13 protein-coding genes are annotated in these 15,065 nt (G+C 56.2%); 7 read left to right on the forward strand and 6 right to left on the reverse strand.

Features of this window, described 5'->3' with window-relative positions:
• Positions 1 to 37 precede the first annotated feature (37 nt).
• A complete protein-coding gene (locus tag OHJ17_RS17000) occupies positions 38 to 601 on the reverse strand; it encodes a TetR/AcrR family transcriptional regulator (RefSeq protein WP_004141969.1) in 564 nt (187 codons plus the stop codon).
• A gap of 82 nt (positions 602 to 683) precedes the next feature.
• On the opposite strand from OHJ17_RS17000, the gene OHJ17_RS17005 reads away from it, so the two are divergent.
• Positions 684 to 1,886, forward strand: a complete 1,203-nt coding sequence (locus tag OHJ17_RS17005; protein ID WP_004151719.1) for an MFS transporter — start codon at positions 684 to 686, stop codon at positions 1,884 to 1,886.
• Positions 1,886 to 2,698, forward strand: coding sequence for a Cof-type HAD-IIB family hydrolase (locus tag OHJ17_RS17010; protein ID WP_004179130.1), 813 nt, complete (start codon positions 1,886 to 1,888; stop codon positions 2,696 to 2,698). The genes OHJ17_RS17005 and OHJ17_RS17010 overlap by 1 nt, the downstream gene beginning before the upstream one ends.
• A gap of 37 nt (positions 2,699 to 2,735) precedes the next feature.
• Here OHJ17_RS17010 and kdeA read toward each other — a convergent pair whose 3' ends face one another.
• Entirely contained in the window at positions 2,736 to 3,968 is a 1,233-nt protein-coding gene (gene kdeA, locus OHJ17_RS17015) for a multidrug efflux MFS transporter KdeA (RefSeq protein WP_004151718.1), read from the reverse strand.
• 327 nt (positions 3,969 to 4,295) lie between these two features.
• Between kdeA and ybjG the strand changes: the two genes are divergently transcribed.
• Both ybjG and deoR read left to right on the forward strand, forming a co-directional pair.
• On the forward strand, positions 4,296 to 4,889 hold the full coding sequence (gene ybjG / locus OHJ17_RS17020; protein ID WP_004141974.1) for an undecaprenyl-diphosphate phosphatase: 594 nt from the start codon (positions 4,296 to 4,298) through the stop codon (positions 4,887 to 4,889).
• 101 nt (positions 4,890 to 4,990) lie between these two features.
• Entirely contained in the window at positions 4,991 to 5,749 is a 759-nt protein-coding gene (gene deoR / locus OHJ17_RS17025; RefSeq protein WP_004151717.1) for a DNA-binding transcriptional repressor DeoR, read from the forward strand.
• Between the two features lie 38 nt (positions 5,750 to 5,787).
• Here the strand turns inward: deoR and dacC are convergent, their stop codons facing one another.
• Positions 5,788 to 6,990, reverse strand: a complete 1,203-nt coding sequence (gene dacC, locus OHJ17_RS17030) for a serine-type D-Ala-D-Ala carboxypeptidase (protein WP_032432841.1) — start codon at positions 6,988 to 6,990, stop codon at positions 5,788 to 5,790.
• A gap of 652 nt (positions 6,991 to 7,642) precedes the next feature.
• Positions 7,643 to 7,771: a hypothetical protein gene (locus OHJ17_RS17035; protein WP_020806119.1), complete on the reverse strand. Its 129-nt coding sequence runs from the start codon at positions 7,769 to 7,771 to the stop codon at positions 7,643 to 7,645.
• A gap of 1,532 nt (positions 7,772 to 9,303) precedes the next feature.
• On the opposite strand from OHJ17_RS17035, the gene OHJ17_RS17040 reads away from it, so the two are divergent.
• Positions 9,304 to 9,930 (forward strand): glutathione S-transferase family protein, encoded by a 627-nt coding sequence (locus OHJ17_RS17040; RefSeq protein ID WP_004176727.1) that lies wholly within the window; start codon positions 9,304 to 9,306, stop codon positions 9,928 to 9,930.
• 2 nt (positions 9,931 to 9,932) lie between these two features.
• Here OHJ17_RS17040 and OHJ17_RS17045 read toward each other — a convergent pair whose 3' ends face one another.
• Entirely contained in the window at positions 9,933 to 11,042 is a 1,110-nt protein-coding gene (locus OHJ17_RS17045) for a PQQ-dependent sugar dehydrogenase (protein WP_004141981.1), read from the reverse strand.
• 115 nt (positions 11,043 to 11,157) lie between these two features.
• On the reverse strand, positions 11,158 to 11,541 hold the full coding sequence (gene bssR / locus OHJ17_RS17050; RefSeq protein ID WP_004151712.1) for a biofilm formation regulator BssR: 384 nt from the start codon (positions 11,539 to 11,541) through the stop codon (positions 11,158 to 11,160).
• 378 nt (positions 11,542 to 11,919) lie between these two features.
• Between bssR and OHJ17_RS17055 the strand changes: the two genes are divergently transcribed.
• Positions 11,920 to 13,161 (forward strand): oligosaccharide MFS transporter, encoded by a 1,242-nt coding sequence (locus OHJ17_RS17055; protein WP_004147732.1) that lies wholly within the window; start codon positions 11,920 to 11,922, stop codon positions 13,159 to 13,161.
• 232 nt (positions 13,162 to 13,393) lie between these two features.
• Positions 13,394 to 14,719: a 30S ribosomal protein S12 methylthiotransferase RimO gene (gene rimO, locus OHJ17_RS17060; RefSeq protein ID WP_004141985.1), complete on the forward strand. Its 1,326-nt coding sequence runs from the start codon at positions 13,394 to 13,396 to the stop codon at positions 14,717 to 14,719.
• Positions 14,720 to 15,065: the final 346 nt, after the last annotated feature.

The raw sequence follows: 15,065 nt of genomic DNA on the forward strand, positions 1-15,065 counted from the left end.
GTTGCCTGCATTTAGCCATTCCGGGTGAAACGCCGCTTCAGCGCCCCTCTTCCTGCGCCCTCTCCCCCGCCAGCTGCCCGACCATCATGCGGATTGCCGCCTTCGACAGCGGCGCGCGGTCGGTGACAAAGTGCAAGGTCATCCCTTCAATAAAGGCGTCGAGACCGCGGGCGGTATCGGGGGCGAACCACTGCTCCAGCGTCTGCTGGCTGCGCCGCATCCAGTTCTGCATCACCGCCTTCAGCGCCGGCTGACTGCTGCAGAACGCGTACAGCTGGTACATCAGCTCCATATTGCGCGCCGTGGTCACCTGGGCGCTGAAGATCAGATCCGCGATGGCATCGCAGGCTTGTTCCCGGTTCGTTACCCCGACGAAGCCTTGCTGATACTGCGCCGACATCTCGGCGGTAAACAGGCTGAACGCCTCCTCAATTAACGCCTCAATGCCGCTGAAATAGTAGGTCAGCGATCCCAGCGGCACATTCGCGCAGGTGGCGATTTTACGGTGCGTCACCGCATGGATGCCGTGCGCCGCGATGGTATCCAGCGTCGCCTGCAGGATGCGCTCGCGGCGCTGCGGATCGTTTGGTCTACGGGCCATGATTTTCCTCTTCCGGTTTATGTACAAATGTACACATACTTGCTACTGTTGTCTTCACTCTTCTCCTTTAAGGCGTTTACGGATGACGACGCAATCCTCGCGCAGAGCGCTGCAGCTTCGGCTATGGGCGCTGTTTATGTTCTTTTTCATCCCCGGCTTGTTAATGGCCTCCTGGGCCACCCGCACGCCGGCGATCCGCGATCTGTTGGCGCTATCCACCGCAGAGATGGGCGTGGTGCTGTTTGGTCTGTCGGTGGGGTCGATGAGCGGTATTCTCTGCTCGGCGTGGCTGGTGAAGCGCTTTGGTACCCGCAAGGTCATCCGCACCACCATGTCCTTCGCCGTGCTTGGCATGCTGGTGCTCAGCCTGGCGCTGTGGGTCACTTCCGCCCCGCTGTTCGCCTTCGGTCTGGCTATCTTCGGCGCCAGCTTCGGCTCTGCAGAGGTCGCTATCAACGTCGAAGGCGCGGCCATCGAGCGGGAGATGAATAAAACGGTGCTGCCGATGATGCATGGCTTCTACAGCTTTGGCACCCTGTTCGGCGCCGGGGTGGGCATGGCAGTGACCGGATTCGGTCTGCCGGCCGCCCCGCACATTCTGGCGGCGGCGCTGGTGGCTATCCTGCCCATCGCCATTGCTATTCGCGCCATTCCCGACGGCACCGGTAAAAATGCCGCCGAAGTCGCCCACGGTGAGGCGAAAGGTCTGCCGGTGTGGCGCGACGCGCAGCTGCTGCTGATCGGCGTCATTGTCCTGGCGATGGCCTTTGCCGAAGGCTCGGCCAACGACTGGCTGCCGCTGCTGATGGTGGATGGCCACGGCTTTAGCCCCACCTCCGGCTCCCTGATTTATGCCGGTTTCACCCTCGGCATGACGCTGGGCCGCTTTACCGGCGGCTGGTTTATCGATCGCTACAGCCGGGTGGCGGTGGTCCGCGGCAGCGCAGTGATGGGCGCCCTCGGCATAGGCCTGATCATCTTCGTCGATAACCCCTGGGTGGCGGGCATCTCGGTGCTGCTGTGGGGCATTGGCGCCTCGCTCGGCTTCCCGCTGACCATCTCCGCCGCCAGCGATACCGGGCCGGACGCGCCCAAGCGCGTCAGCGTGGTGGCGATCACCGGCTATCTCGCTTTCCTCGTCGGGCCGCCACTGCTGGGTTTCCTCGGCGAACACTTCGGCCTGCGCAGCGCCATGATGGTGGTGCTGGGTCTGGTGATGGTGGCGGCGCTGGTCGCCCGCGCGGTGGCTAAGCCACAATCTGAACCCGTTATGGAGAACAGCTAATGAGCATCAAACTGATTGCGGTGGATATGGACGGCACCTTTTTAAGCGATGCCAAAACTTACAACCGGCCGCGCTTCCTCGCCCAGTACCAGCGAATGCGCGAACAGAATATTCGCTTCGTGGTCGCCAGCGGCAACCAATATTATCAGCTGATCTCCTTTTTCCCGGAGATCGCCCATCAGATCGCCTTCGTGGCGGAAAATGGCGGCTGGGTGGTGAGCGGCAATGAAGACGTCTTCAACTGCCAACTGCCGGTTCACCACTTCAACGCCGTGGTCGACCATCTGCAGACGTTGCCGAATATCGAAATCATCGCCTGCGGGAAGCGCAGCGCCTACACCCTCAATCGCTACAACGACGCGCTGAAGACGGTGGCGGCGAAGTATTATCACCGCCTGGAACTGGTGGATGATTTTAACCATCTCGATGACACCATCCTCAAATTTGGTCTCAACGTGCCAGACAGCCTGATCCCGGAAATTCAGCCGAAGCTGCACGCGACGCTGGGGGACATGGTCACCGCGGTGGCCACCGGCTACGGCAGCATCGACTTAATTATCCCGGGTGTGCACAAAGCCAACGGGCTGCGCATTTTGCAGCAGCGCTGGGGCATTGAGGATCACGAGGTGGTGGCGTTCGGCGACAGCGGCAACGATATCGAAATGCTGCAGCACGCCGGGTTTGGCTTTGCCATGGCCAACGCCCGGGAAGACGTCAAAGCCGTCGCCCGCTATCAGGCGCCGCATAACAACGAAGAAGGTGTCCTGCAGATTATTGATAAGGTGTTGGATCGCGAAGCGCCGTTCGCCTGATAAGACCCGGATGCGAGCGCATCCGGGTTGAAAACAACTACCCCTGCTGCGAATTGCCGACGCTTTTATCTTTCAGAAAGTAAATCATCAGCCCCAGCCATAGTACCCCACCCAGCAGGTTAAACAGGCTGAACAGCCCGTTGCCGCCCAGCTCGTAAGCATGTTTGCTGAGCTCGATGCCGACGGTGAAGATCAGCATCTGCAGCATTCCCATCGCCGCCGAGACCGTGCCTTTACTCATCTCGCTGGCGAACAGGGTTAAACGCACCAGGCCGGCGTTCGCGAGGCCAATCCCGAAGGCGTAGAAGCTCAAACCGGCCGTCATCCACAGATAAGCGTGGGAAGAGACCACGGTCGCCGCCGCAGAGAGGATCAGGCCAAACATGATCGGCCAACCGCCCATGATAATCAGCGAGCGCACGGTCCGGCGCGCAGTCAGGCGCGCCAGCACCAGGTTGCCGGCAATCAGCGCCCCGAAAATCGGCACCTGCAGCATGCCGTACTCATAGCTGGTGGCCTGTTCGCCGCTGATAATAATCACCGGCGACTGGGCAATCCACGCCAGCAGCGGCAGGCTGACAAAGCCGGTGGCCAGCGCGCCGGCGACGAAGCGCAGGTTCTTCAGCACCAGCCGATAGTCGCGGCCCAGCTCTTTCACCGACAGCTTTTCGCCCAGCCGCGTCGCGGTCTCCGGCATCGCCCGCTGCAGGCCGAAGAACGAGATGGCCGCCAGCACGGCGAACAGGACAAACATCATCTCCCACGGCAGGACATGCACCCAGGCGGCGCCCACCAGCGGCCCCAGCAGCGGGGCAATCAGCGCCACGTTAGCCATCAGGGCGGTGATTTTGATACACACCGCCTCCTCAAAGGACTCCTGTATCGCCGCATAGCCCACCGCGCCAATAAAGCACAGGCTGATCCCCTGCAGGAAGCGCAGCAGGGTAAACTGCTCAATGGTCTGCGCCAGCAGCGTCGCCAGGCAGGTGACGATGAACCATACTACGCCGGTCAACATCACCGGACGGCGGCCAATACGATCCGACAGCGGCCCCAGCAGCCACTGTAAAAACATGCCGCCTGCCAGATAGGCAGTCATTGAGGTAGGTACCCATTCGTTGCCCACCTGAAATTCCTGCACCACGGCTAACATGCCCGGCTGAATCATATCGTTGCCGATATAAGTGGAAAACTCGTACAGCACCAGACATAACGGGAACAACAGCGCCTGCCTTCCGAGGCGGCGGCCTGAAAGCGAATAATTTTGCATGAAATCTCTTATCTATCAAAAATCGCGCAAAGTGTAATGAAACTCCCGGCGCGGAGATAGTGAATTGTGGGTGACACCGCACAATATTACGAGCCGTGCGCCATCGTCCTGCCTCTCCCCTGTTATTCAGCCTGTGTATATATTCCGTTTATGTTTCAGCAATGTGACAAACGATATACTGACGTTTTTCAGGCTGTTAGCCGTAGACTTTATGGTAGTGGATTTCATAACAACCTGATCTTTAAGACAATGCCGCCTTTAACTCCGCACCGCTTTTATTTAGGGTAGGCGGCTTAATTGCTATCGGACCAACGAGCCTGGAAGTCTATGCTGGAAAATATTAACTATGCGCTGTTCGCCCTGCTCAACGCGACGCCTGCCTCGCCGCAGTGGGCCATTGAGATGGCGATCTTCATCGCTAAAGATCTGATTCTGATCGTACCTCTGCTGGTGGTGACATTGTGGCTGTGGGGGCCTGCCCAGCGGCAGATGGTGTTTAAGCTGATGCTGGCGCTGACGATCAGCCTGACCGTGTCGTGGGCGATCGGCCATCTTTATCCGCACGATCGGCCGTTTGTCGCCGGCGTAGGCTATAACTTCCTGCACCACGCGGCGGACGACTCCTTCCCCAGCGACCATGGCACCGTCAGCTTTACCTTTGCCCTGGCCTTCCTGTTCTGGCATCGCCTGTGGTCCGGCGCCCTGCTGATGGCCATTGCCGCCGCCATCGCCTGGTCCCGTGTCTATCTCGGCGTGCACTGGCCGCTGGATATGGTCGGCGGGCTGCTGGCCGGGATGTGCGGCTGCCTTGGCGCGGCGCTGATCTGGCACACGTTCGGCCCGGCGCTATACCATCAGCTGCAGCGGCTGTATCGTCTCTGCTTCTCCTTGCCAATCCGCAAAGGCTGGGTGCGCGGCTAAACGCCGCCGTCGCTGCGGCCACCGCGTGACTAACCCGCAAGCGACAGGTAAAATCCCGCTAACGCCCTGCCCCCGCAGGGCGATTTTAGCGCAGAGGGAATATGGAAACTCGCCGTGACGAACGTATCAGTCAGCTCATTCAGGCACTTAAACGCAGCGATAAGCTGCATCTGAAAGAAGCCGCTTCCCTGCTTGGGGTGTCGGAAATGACCATTCGTCGCGACCTCAATGGCCACAGCGGCCCGGTTGTGCTGCTCGGCGGATACATTGTGCTGGAGCCGCGCAGCGCCACCCATTATCTGCTCAGCGATCAAAAAACCCGGCTGGTCGAGGAAAAACGCCGTGCCGCTCGCCATGCGGCCGCGCTGCTGGAGGCCCATCAGATGGCCTTCTTCGACTGCGGGACCACCACGCCGTGGATTATTGACGCCATTGACGATGCCCTTCCCTTCACCGGCGTCTGCTACTCCCTGAACACCTTTCTGGCCCTGCAGGAAAAACCCCAGTGCCGCGCGGTCCTGTGCGGTGGGGAGTTTCATGCCAGCAACGCGATTTTTATGCCGCTGAGCCTTGAGGATACCCTCAGCCATCTGAGCCCTGATATCGCCTTTTACTCGGCGGCGGGGATCGACTGCGAGCAGGGGGCGACCTGCTATAACCTGGAAGAGCTGCCGGTTAAGCACTGGGCGATGCGTCACGCGCGCTACCACGTGCTGGTGGTCGACCACAGCAAGTTTGGCAAAGTGCGTCCGGCGCGCATGGGGGCGTTAGCGAAATTTGACGTGATCGCCAGCGATATCTGCCCGGATGATGAGCTGGTCGCGCTGGCGAAGGCGCAGCAGATTTCCCTACTGTATTGAAGCGTCGCTGCCCGCGCCCCGCAGGGCGCGGGCAGGCATCAGGAGAACCAGCTGCCGAACCAGCCGTGCAGTTTCATCAGCACGAAGTCGATCATCCGGCTGAAGAAGCCGCCCTCTTTTACCGACTCCATGACAATCAGCGGACGCTGTTCAATGGTTTTATCATTTAGCTTAAAGTCGATAGTCCCGACCACCTGTCCCTTCTCCAGCGGCGCGGTAAGCTGCGGCTGATTTAAGGTATAGCTGGCTTTCAGGTTTTTCAGCTGGCCCTTCGGCAAAGTGATAGAGCCCGCCTCGCCAGCCCCCAGTTTCGCTTCATTGCTATCGCCAAACCACACGCGCTGGGTAACGAAGGTGGCATCTGGTTTAATCGGCGTCACGGTTTCAAAGAAGCGGAAGCCCCAGGTCAGCAGTTTTTCTGACTCGTTAAAGCGAATGCGGTCGGTTTTGGTCCCCAGCACCACGGCGATCAAACGCATATCACCCTGAGTGGCCGAGGAGACGAGGTTATAGCCGGCCCCGGCGGTGGTCCCGGTTTTCACGCCATCGGCGTTGAGGTTGCTGCTCCACAGCAGGCGGTTGCGGTTCGGCTGGCGAATTTTATTGAAAGTGAACTCTTTCTCTTTATGTACCGCGTACTCTTCCGGTACGTCGTGGATCATCGCTTTGGTCAGCAGCGCCATATCGCGGGCGGTGCTGAACTGCCCCGGCGCGTCAAGGCCGTGGACGGTCATAAAGGTGGTGTTGGTCAGCCCCATTTTTTTGGCGTAGCCGTTCATCAGGCTAACGAAAGCGTCCTGGCTGCCCGCTACGTAGTCAGCAATCGCAATGCTGGCGTCGTTACCGGACTGAATGATGACCCCTTTGTTCAGATCTGCTACGGAAACCTGCATGCCAGGCTTGAGGAACATCACCGATGAGCCGCGCAGCGCCGGGTTGCCGGTCGCCCAGGCATCGCGCCCAACGGTCACCATATCGGTCAGTTTGATTTTTCCCGCTTTTATTGCCTGCCCTACCACGTAGCTGGTCATGATCTTCGTCAGACTGGCCGGGTCGAGTTTTTCATCGGCATTGCCTTCGCTGAGCACCTTCCCGCTGGCATAGTCCATCAGGATCCAGGCGCGAGCGTCAATTGAAGGGGCGTCGGGGAGTTGTTCCGCAGCCTGCACCGCAGGTGCGACAAGAAATAACAGCGCGCAACCTGCCGCGAGGCCGCGAAGGGAAAAAGCGTCATGCATCATAAGAGCCACCCAAGTATCCTTTCCAAACAAAATATGCCGCGCCACTCTGACCGCGCCGCAGCAACCGGTGAGTAAAGCGTACAAATGACCTTAAAGAAACAGCGAGTTGGTAAAGTTTTTAAAGTTTACGCAATAACATGCCGCTGTGCTTTAATCAGAACAATTTTTTTGATCGTAATCGCCTTAATGTTAACTTTATTATGGCAAGAAAAAAATCGCCTTTCAAAACCAATTAGTCACCGAAATTTCAATGACATAGCTCACTTGCCTTCGGGAAAAATGCTACTAAAGAGAGGTCGCAAGCGTGTCTTTCATTGTGGTTTGCCTGGTTATAGATTCTCATTATGGCGGGGCCGTGTGGGGTAAGCGAAAGCCTGGCCAGTGATATCCAGTCGCGTCGCCCCTACCCCCTTCACCTGAGAACCGGGGATGGTTGTTACTGCTGATACCCTTCACAAAACTCAAAATGTCGGCCCGGTTGCATTCCATGAGGCCCAGTTCAACTTCCGAACTCACAATAACCACATCTGGCTTGCTGCTGTAGAAGTCTCAGACGCTTAAATATAAACCTGAAGGTTCTGTAGGCCGTATTTACGCCTGAAATGCAGTTGAGAACTCCCGGGCTATGCTTGAGACGGTCATTACGCCCGTCTCAGGAAATTAGCAACAACGCCCGCACTTTTCTCTCCATCGGGCCTGCCTGATCGCCATGTTCAGCAGGGCTTCGATTGCCATAGCATTCCGCCGATGGAGGCGCAATCTCCTTGATAAAGGATATCAATCAGCTATCCCCTCTATACGCCACCATCAGGAATTGAGGTCAGGAAGGGAGAGCCTCCCGCTAATGATATGAATTATTCGCCCACTGGATAAGCAGGCAGACGGCTTTCCTGTTTTAGTCGGCATATCGGTAAAAGATAGTTTATCGGGCTATTTTCCCTTTCCGTATTACACAAGTAAGAAAAATAGCACATCGATAAGGATGGATTCCTGGTCATTAAATACAGTATAGTTTCCCCTGCAATCTTTATGGAAGCGGGTAGCTCACCCGCAGTTATTCCATAAATTAAGATTCGCATATTGTGTTGAAAATGGCATATCCCTTTATGCGTGTAATTACACCCCAGCCTGTCGCTGGGCTTTTTTTTTCAAGGCGACTCTGGATGGTGATAAATTTTACAAATACATTCATAACAGCGCATCCACAGCCGTGGCCTTTACAGAAGTATTGCTCTCAAAACCCCGGGCCGCTCTGATTCTGTTGCCCGTTATTAATCACGCCGGTTTGATGAAAAGGTTAACATCTCTTCCCGGGTAATCTCCTACCCTTCTCGTCCGATGCCATATCGAGCTCTACGACTCGCTCTTCCAGACTGCAGTTCGCCAGTGCTTCTTTTATCCCTATTTCGTTTTGCAGGGATGTTTTGATAGCACCGCGATAGTATGCTGGCCATCCTTATCAGTCATTCATTTTAACCGCCTTTTTCAAATCCTTCCGGGGAAAGTAAAGTCCTCTACCAGGCTCTGCTCGTTTAACGCTATAGATTCAAATACTGATTATTGCATTATATACCACTTACCCCCGCCGTGATTACCCAGGTAAGATAAATAGCACAAAAGTAAGGGTGGATTCCTGGTTATTTAATACAGTATATTTCCCATGTAGTCTGTATGGAAGTTGATGGTTACCTTTGGTTAACCCATACTTCGAGACTCGAATATTATCTTGAGAACAGCATGCAACCCTGAGTAAATTTACTCCCCAGTGCCAGTCACTGGGTTTTTTTTGCTATTTTTCAGAATATCTTCCAGCCAGTCGGCGCCTCTCATGGTCTATTTTTTCTGGGTGGGATGAAAAAGATGTATATCCGATCGATAAAAACAACAGTTCATCCCTGTAAAAATATAATTCTTTCACTGACTTTCTATTTATTAATATTAACCTGTGTTCCTCAGATGATTGCGATGCAATAATCAGCATCAAATTATACCCTCAGGCGACATTGAGATTTTAACCGAGACGGAGAGGGAGCGTTTTTATAGATGCATGCATGATTTAAAGCTTTAATTATCAATAAGATACACCATATTCACGCCCTTTCCTTCGTAGCGTAACACCCTATAGATATTACTCCTGTAAAATAGTAAAAACACTTTCCGGGCCCTGTAACCCAGGAGTGCCCCTGGCTGAAGGGAGTAAGCATAAAAACCTTTAATAACAGCCAAATAAAAAAGCTTGCCGGATTTTTAACTTTATCCCAACATGATCGCCGATCGCGCTGCAACGGCAGTGAAACAAACTCAGGAGCGAAAATGATTACACTGTGGGGACGTAATAACTCGACCAACGTGAAGAAAGTACGCTGGGTGCTGGAGGAGCTGGATCTACCTTATCAGCAGATCCTCGCCGGGCTGGAGTTTGGTCTCAATCATGACCCGGAATATCTGGCGATGAACCCGAACGGGCTGGTGCCGTTGTTAAAGGACGATGCCACCGGGGTGGTATTGTGGGAATCAAATACGATTATTCGCTACCTGGCGGCCCAGTATGGCGTTGACCGTCTGTGGCTGGCCGCGCCGGCGCAGCGCGCGCAAGGGGAAAAGTGGATGGATTGGTCCAACGGCACCCTCTCACCCGCCCATCGCCCGGTATTAATGGGCCTGGTGAGAACGCCACCGGAGCAGCGCGACCCGGCGGCCATCGCCGCGGGGATCAGCGCCTGCGAAGCGCTGTTCGCCATGCTGGATGACGAACTGGCCAAAACGCCGTGGCTCTCCGGCGAGCAGTTCGGCCTTGGCGATATTGCCGTCGCTCCCTTCGTCTACAATCTGTTGTCGATCCTCGACAGCTGGCAACCGCGGCCCCATCTGCAGCGCTGGTATCAGCAGATTAGCCAACGTCCTGCCTGGCGCGAAGTAGTGCAGATCCCGGTGACCTGAGGCTAAGCCTCGGGACTCAACCGCAATAGCTCGCCGTTAGACTCGTCGGTTAAAACGTACAGATAGCCGTCGGGTCCCACGCGAACATCGCGGATGCGTTTTCCGCGCGCCTCCAGTAATCTCCCCTCCTCGCGGACCTGATTACCGTCCACCGCCAGGACAATCAGCGATGTCTCCTTCAGCGCGCCGATAAACAGCTTATGCTGCCACTGGGGAAAGGTCGGCGCCGAATAAAAGGCCATCCCGCTCACCCCGGGAGAGACCGGCCAGACATACAGGGGAGGTTCGGTCCCCGGAACCGTTTTGCCTTTTGCTTCCGGAATGGGCAGGCCGCTGTAGTTAATACCGTGCGTCGCCAGCGGCCAGCCGTAATTTTTCCCCGCCTGCGGAATATTAATTTCATCTCCGCCGCGCGGGCCATGCTCGTTCAGCCACAGCGCCTCGCTCCAGGGATTCATCGCCATGCCCTGCGGATTACGGATGCCGTAAGCCCAGATCTCCGGCCTGGCGTCAGCCCGGCCGACAAAAGGGTTATCCGGCGGTACACCTCCGGTCTCCGTCAGGCGGACCACTTTCCCCTGCAGCTTGCTGAGATCCTGGGCGGTGGCGCGCTGATTATTTTCGCCCAGCCCGATAAACAAATATCCTTTGCCGTCGAACACCAGCCTGCCGCCAAAATGATTGCCGACGGAGAGCTTCGGCTGCTGGCGAAAGACCACGGTAAAGTTCGTCAGCTGCGTGGCATCCTCGCTCAACCGCCCATAGCCCACCGCGGTGCCCGCCTTACCGCTGGCGTCGCTTTCCGCATAGCTCAGCCACACCCGCCGCGACTGGGCGAAATCCGGGGCCAGCGCCACGTCCAGTAGGCCACCCTGGCCGTTGGCCCATACCTGCGGCACGCCGGCTATCGGCGCCGACAGACCTTTACCCGGCTGCCAGCGCTTGAGCTCGCCGCCGCGCAGGGTGATCAGTATGCCCTGATCGTCAGGCAGAAAGGCCATGCCCCACGGCTGGGCCAGCCGGTTTTGCAATACCTCCACCCGCACCGCGGCCTGGCTCAGGGCTGGTAGCGCTAAGGCGCTCAATATCAACAGCAGTGGGATCGGACGCATGGCATTCTCCTTTCGTCAGCTCTGGGCTAAAGGGTAGCCAGCGGGGAAATTTGCGCGGGGATTTTTACATAACCTTTAACAGGGGAAGCATTCACTTCCCCTGGGTTTCAGCCGATCAGGCATGAGTGATTGGCGCCAATTTATTCAATTTATGAATATTTGAGGTCAATCCTGTCAGACAGCGTTCTAGCTTCTCTACGTTAACAGCGATGTATAGCGGACAATCATGATGCCCGCTCATCAGGCATAGTGCAGCGGCGGCGACCGATTCGCCGGCCAGGCGAAGGACATCCCTCTCCTCCGGTGAAATGGCATTCTGCAGGCGCGGCGCCTGCGCACGCATTTCACGGCAAAGCTCAAACAAGTTATCACGCAGATGGTCATTTTCGCTGACTGACATGTAGCCTTTGGCCTTTCGCAGTTGCAGATAGGCGTCAATATCGATATTGGCGTTAATAAGCTTCTGCAGAAGGTGGCGGTATAGTCTGTCAACGGTCATCACGGTTCCTCCTCTGTCGTCCTTTACCCTTTCCATAATACGGTTATTTTTTGTGCAAAATGATGCGCCAGGTCAATAATCCCCAGTTCTTTAACATCATTTACAATGTGGAAACTTTAACGCATTGTAGGGTGTATAACAAAAACAATGTTATACGATCACAATTAATTTCAATCTGAAATTAATAAACAGAAAATGGCAATAAGAGACAAAATTAGTGCAGCAATGATCACAATACCTCATATGACCTGTTGCACCATCGTCAATTAGGATGTCATAACAAATAATTAATGTAATACGTATAACATGCCTGGAAAACAGCGAACGCGGCCCGCGGATCGCTGACATTCTCTCTGCCCATTTGCAAGGAACTGAAACATGACGTCCGGTAAAAGAAACTACCTTCTGTTGAGTCTTTTCGATTTCCTCTACCTGTTCGCCTGGTCGTCGACCATGGCTTTCTTCGTTATCTGGACCACCCAGCATCTTGGCATCAGCGCCACGAAGACCGGGCTGCTTTACTCGGTCAACGCCTTTATCGCCCTGCTGATGCAGCCTTTCTTCGGCTTTATCTCTGACAAGTTCGGCCTGAAAAAACGGCTTATCTGGCTGCTGGTCGCCCTGCTCCTGCCGGTGGGCCCCTTCTTTATCTACGTTTACGCGCCGCTGCTGGTGCACAACTTTTGGTTTGGCGCCTTGCTGGGAGGGATCTATCTGGGGATCATCTTTAACTCCGGCTGCGGAGTAATCGACTCTTATATCGATAAGATTTCCCGGCGCTATCAGTTCGAATATGGTCGTGTGCGGATGTGGGGCTCGTTAGGCTGGGCAGCGGCGGCCTGGATTGTGGGTAAGTATATCGACAGCAATCCTAATCTGGCCTTCTGGCTCGCCAGCCTCGCCATTGTCATCGCCGCCATCTGCTTTATGCTAACCAAAATTGAATTAACCGACGCCGATGTGGCGCGAAGCGAATCGCTGAAGGTCTCTCATGCCCTTGAGCTGGCGAAGAATGGTCAGTTCTGGATGCTGCTGCTCTTTACCCTGTTCGTCACGCAGATTTACGACACCTACGATCAGCAGTTTGCCCAGTACTTCTCGCTACAGTTCCCGACGCCGGAGGAAGGCAACCGCTGGTACGGGATCCTCGCGTCTATTCAGGTCTGCGGTGAAACCCTGTTCCTCTGCCTGATGCCATGGTTTGTTAACCGGACCGGCGCCAAATGGGCGCTGATCATCGCCGGGCTGATCATGTCGGTACGTATTGTCGGCTCAGCCGTGCCCCTCGGCCCGGTGTGGATTGGTGCGGTGAAAATGATGCATGCTCTGGAGAAGCCGTTGATTCTGGTATCGGTCTTTAAATTCATCGCCGCCAACTTCGACCACAAGCTCTCTTCGACGGTCTATTTGCTGGTGCTGTTCGTCGCCTCGATCGCCACCGCCATTTACTCTCCGCTGGCAGGCTATCTGTACGATACCATTGGCTTCGCCAACACCTATCTGATTCTCGGCAGCGTCGCCGGGCTCTTTACCCTGATCTCTATTTTCACGCTGCAGGATAAGCGCGAGCCGAAAAAAACCGGCGCCACGCCCTCCGCAGCCATTAACCCGGCGCAATAAGTCTCTGCCCGGCAGCCACGCCGGGCTTGAGCCGCCTGTGCGCACGGCTTGTCAGAAGCGTGTCCCGCCCCTCTGCTCCGGGGCGTGTGGGATCCGCTCTGGCGGTGGGGGGCGTAAAAGACAGGTCGGGGGCGCTTTTTCACCATTAACCGCGACGGAGCTATACTCTTTTTCGCAAAGATCTGTAGAATTCCTGCCCTGACCACTCCAATAATTGAACACTTTTTAAGCTATGAGCAATGTCACGCATCAGCCGAAAATCGGCTTCGTCTCCCTGGGCTGCCCGAAAAACCTCGTGGACTCAGAGCGTATCCTGACCGAACTGCGCACCGAAGGTTATGACGTCGTACCGACCTACGACAACGCCGATATGGTGATCGTTAACACCTGCGGCTTTATTGATAGCGCTGTGCAGGAATCGCTGGAAGCGATCGGCGAAGCGTTGAAAGAGAACGGCAAGGTAATCGTCACCGGCTGTCTCGGCGCGAAAGAGGATCAGATCCGCGAAGTGCATCCGAAGGTGCTGGAGATCACCGGTCCGCACAGCTATGAGCAGGTGCTGGAGCATGTCCACCATTATACGCCGAAGCCGAAGCACAACCCGTTCCTGAGCCTGGTGCCGGAACAGGGGGTTAAGCTGACGCCGCGCCACTACGCCTACTTAAAAATTTCTGAAGGCTGCAACCATCGCTGCACCTTCTGCATCATCCCGTCCATGCGTGGCGATCTGGTGAGCCGTCCGATTGGCGAAGTGCTGGCCGAAGCCAAACGCCTCGCTGACGCCGGCGTGAAAGAGCTGCTGGTGATTTCGCAGGACACCTCTGCCTACGGCGTCGACGTCAAGCACCGCACCGGCTTCCACAACGGTATGCCGGTGAAGACCAGCATGGTCAGTCTGTGCGAAGAGCTGGCGAAGCTCGGCATCTGGGTGCGCCTGCACTATGTCTATCCGTACCCGCACGTTGACGATGTGATCCCGCTGATGGCGGAAGGCAAGATTCTGCCGTACCTCGATATTCCGCTGCAGCACGCCAGCCCGCGTATTCTGAAGCTGATGAAGCGTCCAGGTTCTGCGGACCGTCAGCTGGCGCGCATTAAGCAGTGGCGTGAAATTTGCCCGGATCTGACCCTGCGCTCCACTTTTATTGTGGGCTTCCCGGGCGAAACGGAAGAAGATTTCCAGATGCTGCTCGACTTCCTGAAAGAGGCGCGTCTCGACCGCGTCGGCTGCTTCAAGTACAGCCCGGTTGAAGGCGCTACCGCCAACGAGCTGGCGGACCAGGTGCCGGAAGAGGTGAAAGAAGAGCGCTGGAACCGCTTTATGCAGCTGCAGCAGCAGATCTCTGCCGAGCGTCTGCAGGAGAAAGTGGGGCGCGAAATCCTGGTGCTGGTAGATGAAGTTGATGAAGAAGGCGCCATTGGCCGCAGCATGGCCGACGCTCCGGAAATCGACGGCGCGGTGTACCTGAACGGCGAAACCCGCGTTAAGCCGGGCGACGTGGTGCGGGTGAAAGTCGAGCACGCCGACGAATACGACCTGTGGGGTACCCGGGTCTAGTCCAGCTTCCCGGATAGCGGCTTAGCGCATTCCCCAGCCTACGGGGTCCTCCCGTAGGCTCACCCCCCAGGTCCGCGCAAGCGCAGCGCCACGGGCAAGCATTGATTACCTTCCAGGCAGCCCTGTTGCGCCGTTATTTTGCTGCGCCATAAGAGACATAACGCAGACGATTAACCGGGAGCGCAAACTACGCTGAAGCCACAGATAACATAAAGGACTTTCCAGCGATGCTTCGCCTCACCCTGGCCCTCTCCCGGGAGGAGAGGGAACCGTCCGGCGGTCGTTTCCGCCTCACACCGCTCCCTGCGCCATGAGAGACATAACGCAGAAAATTAACCGGAAGCGC

Source organism: Klebsiella sp. KP20-425-1 (assembly GCF_025813515.1).
Lineage (GTDB): Bacteria > Pseudomonadota > Gammaproteobacteria > Enterobacterales > Enterobacteriaceae > Klebsiella > Klebsiella pneumoniae.

Excerpts from the sequence above, each read along its gene's own strand:
- OHJ17_RS17000 (WP_004141969.1), bottom strand. The coding sequence starts at position 601 with ATGGCCCGTAGACCAAACGATCCGCAGCGCCGCGAGCGCATCCTGCAG.
- OHJ17_RS17005 (WP_004151719.1), top strand. The coding sequence starts at position 684 with ATGACGACGCAATCCTCGCGCAGAGCGCTGCAGCTTCGGCTATGGGCG.
- OHJ17_RS17010 (WP_004179130.1), top strand. The coding sequence starts at position 1,886 with ATGAGCATCAAACTGATTGCGGTGGATATGGACGGCACCTTTTTAAGC.
- kdeA (WP_004151718.1), bottom strand. The coding sequence starts at position 3,968 with ATGCAAAATTATTCGCTTTCAGGCCGCCGCCTCGGAAGGCAGGCGCTG.
- ybjG (WP_004141974.1), top strand. The coding sequence starts at position 4,296 with ATGCTGGAAAATATTAACTATGCGCTGTTCGCCCTGCTCAACGCGACG.
- deoR (WP_004151717.1), top strand. The coding sequence starts at position 4,991 with ATGGAAACTCGCCGTGACGAACGTATCAGTCAGCTCATTCAGGCACTT.
- dacC (WP_032432841.1), bottom strand. The coding sequence starts at position 6,990 with ATGATGCATGACGCTTTTTCCCTTCGCGGCCTCGCGGCAGGTTGCGCG.
- OHJ17_RS17040 (WP_004176727.1), top strand. The coding sequence starts at position 9,304 with ATGATTACACTGTGGGGACGTAATAACTCGACCAACGTGAAGAAAGTA.
- OHJ17_RS17045 (WP_004141981.1), bottom strand. The coding sequence starts at position 11,042 with ATGCGTCCGATCCCACTGCTGTTGATATTGAGCGCCTTAGCGCTACCA.
- bssR (WP_004151712.1), bottom strand. The coding sequence starts at position 11,541 with ATGACCGTTGACAGACTATACCGCCACCTTCTGCAGAAGCTTATTAAC.
- OHJ17_RS17055 (WP_004147732.1), top strand. The coding sequence starts at position 11,920 with ATGACGTCCGGTAAAAGAAACTACCTTCTGTTGAGTCTTTTCGATTTC.
- rimO (WP_004141985.1), top strand. The coding sequence starts at position 13,394 with ATGAGCAATGTCACGCATCAGCCGAAAATCGGCTTCGTCTCCCTGGGC.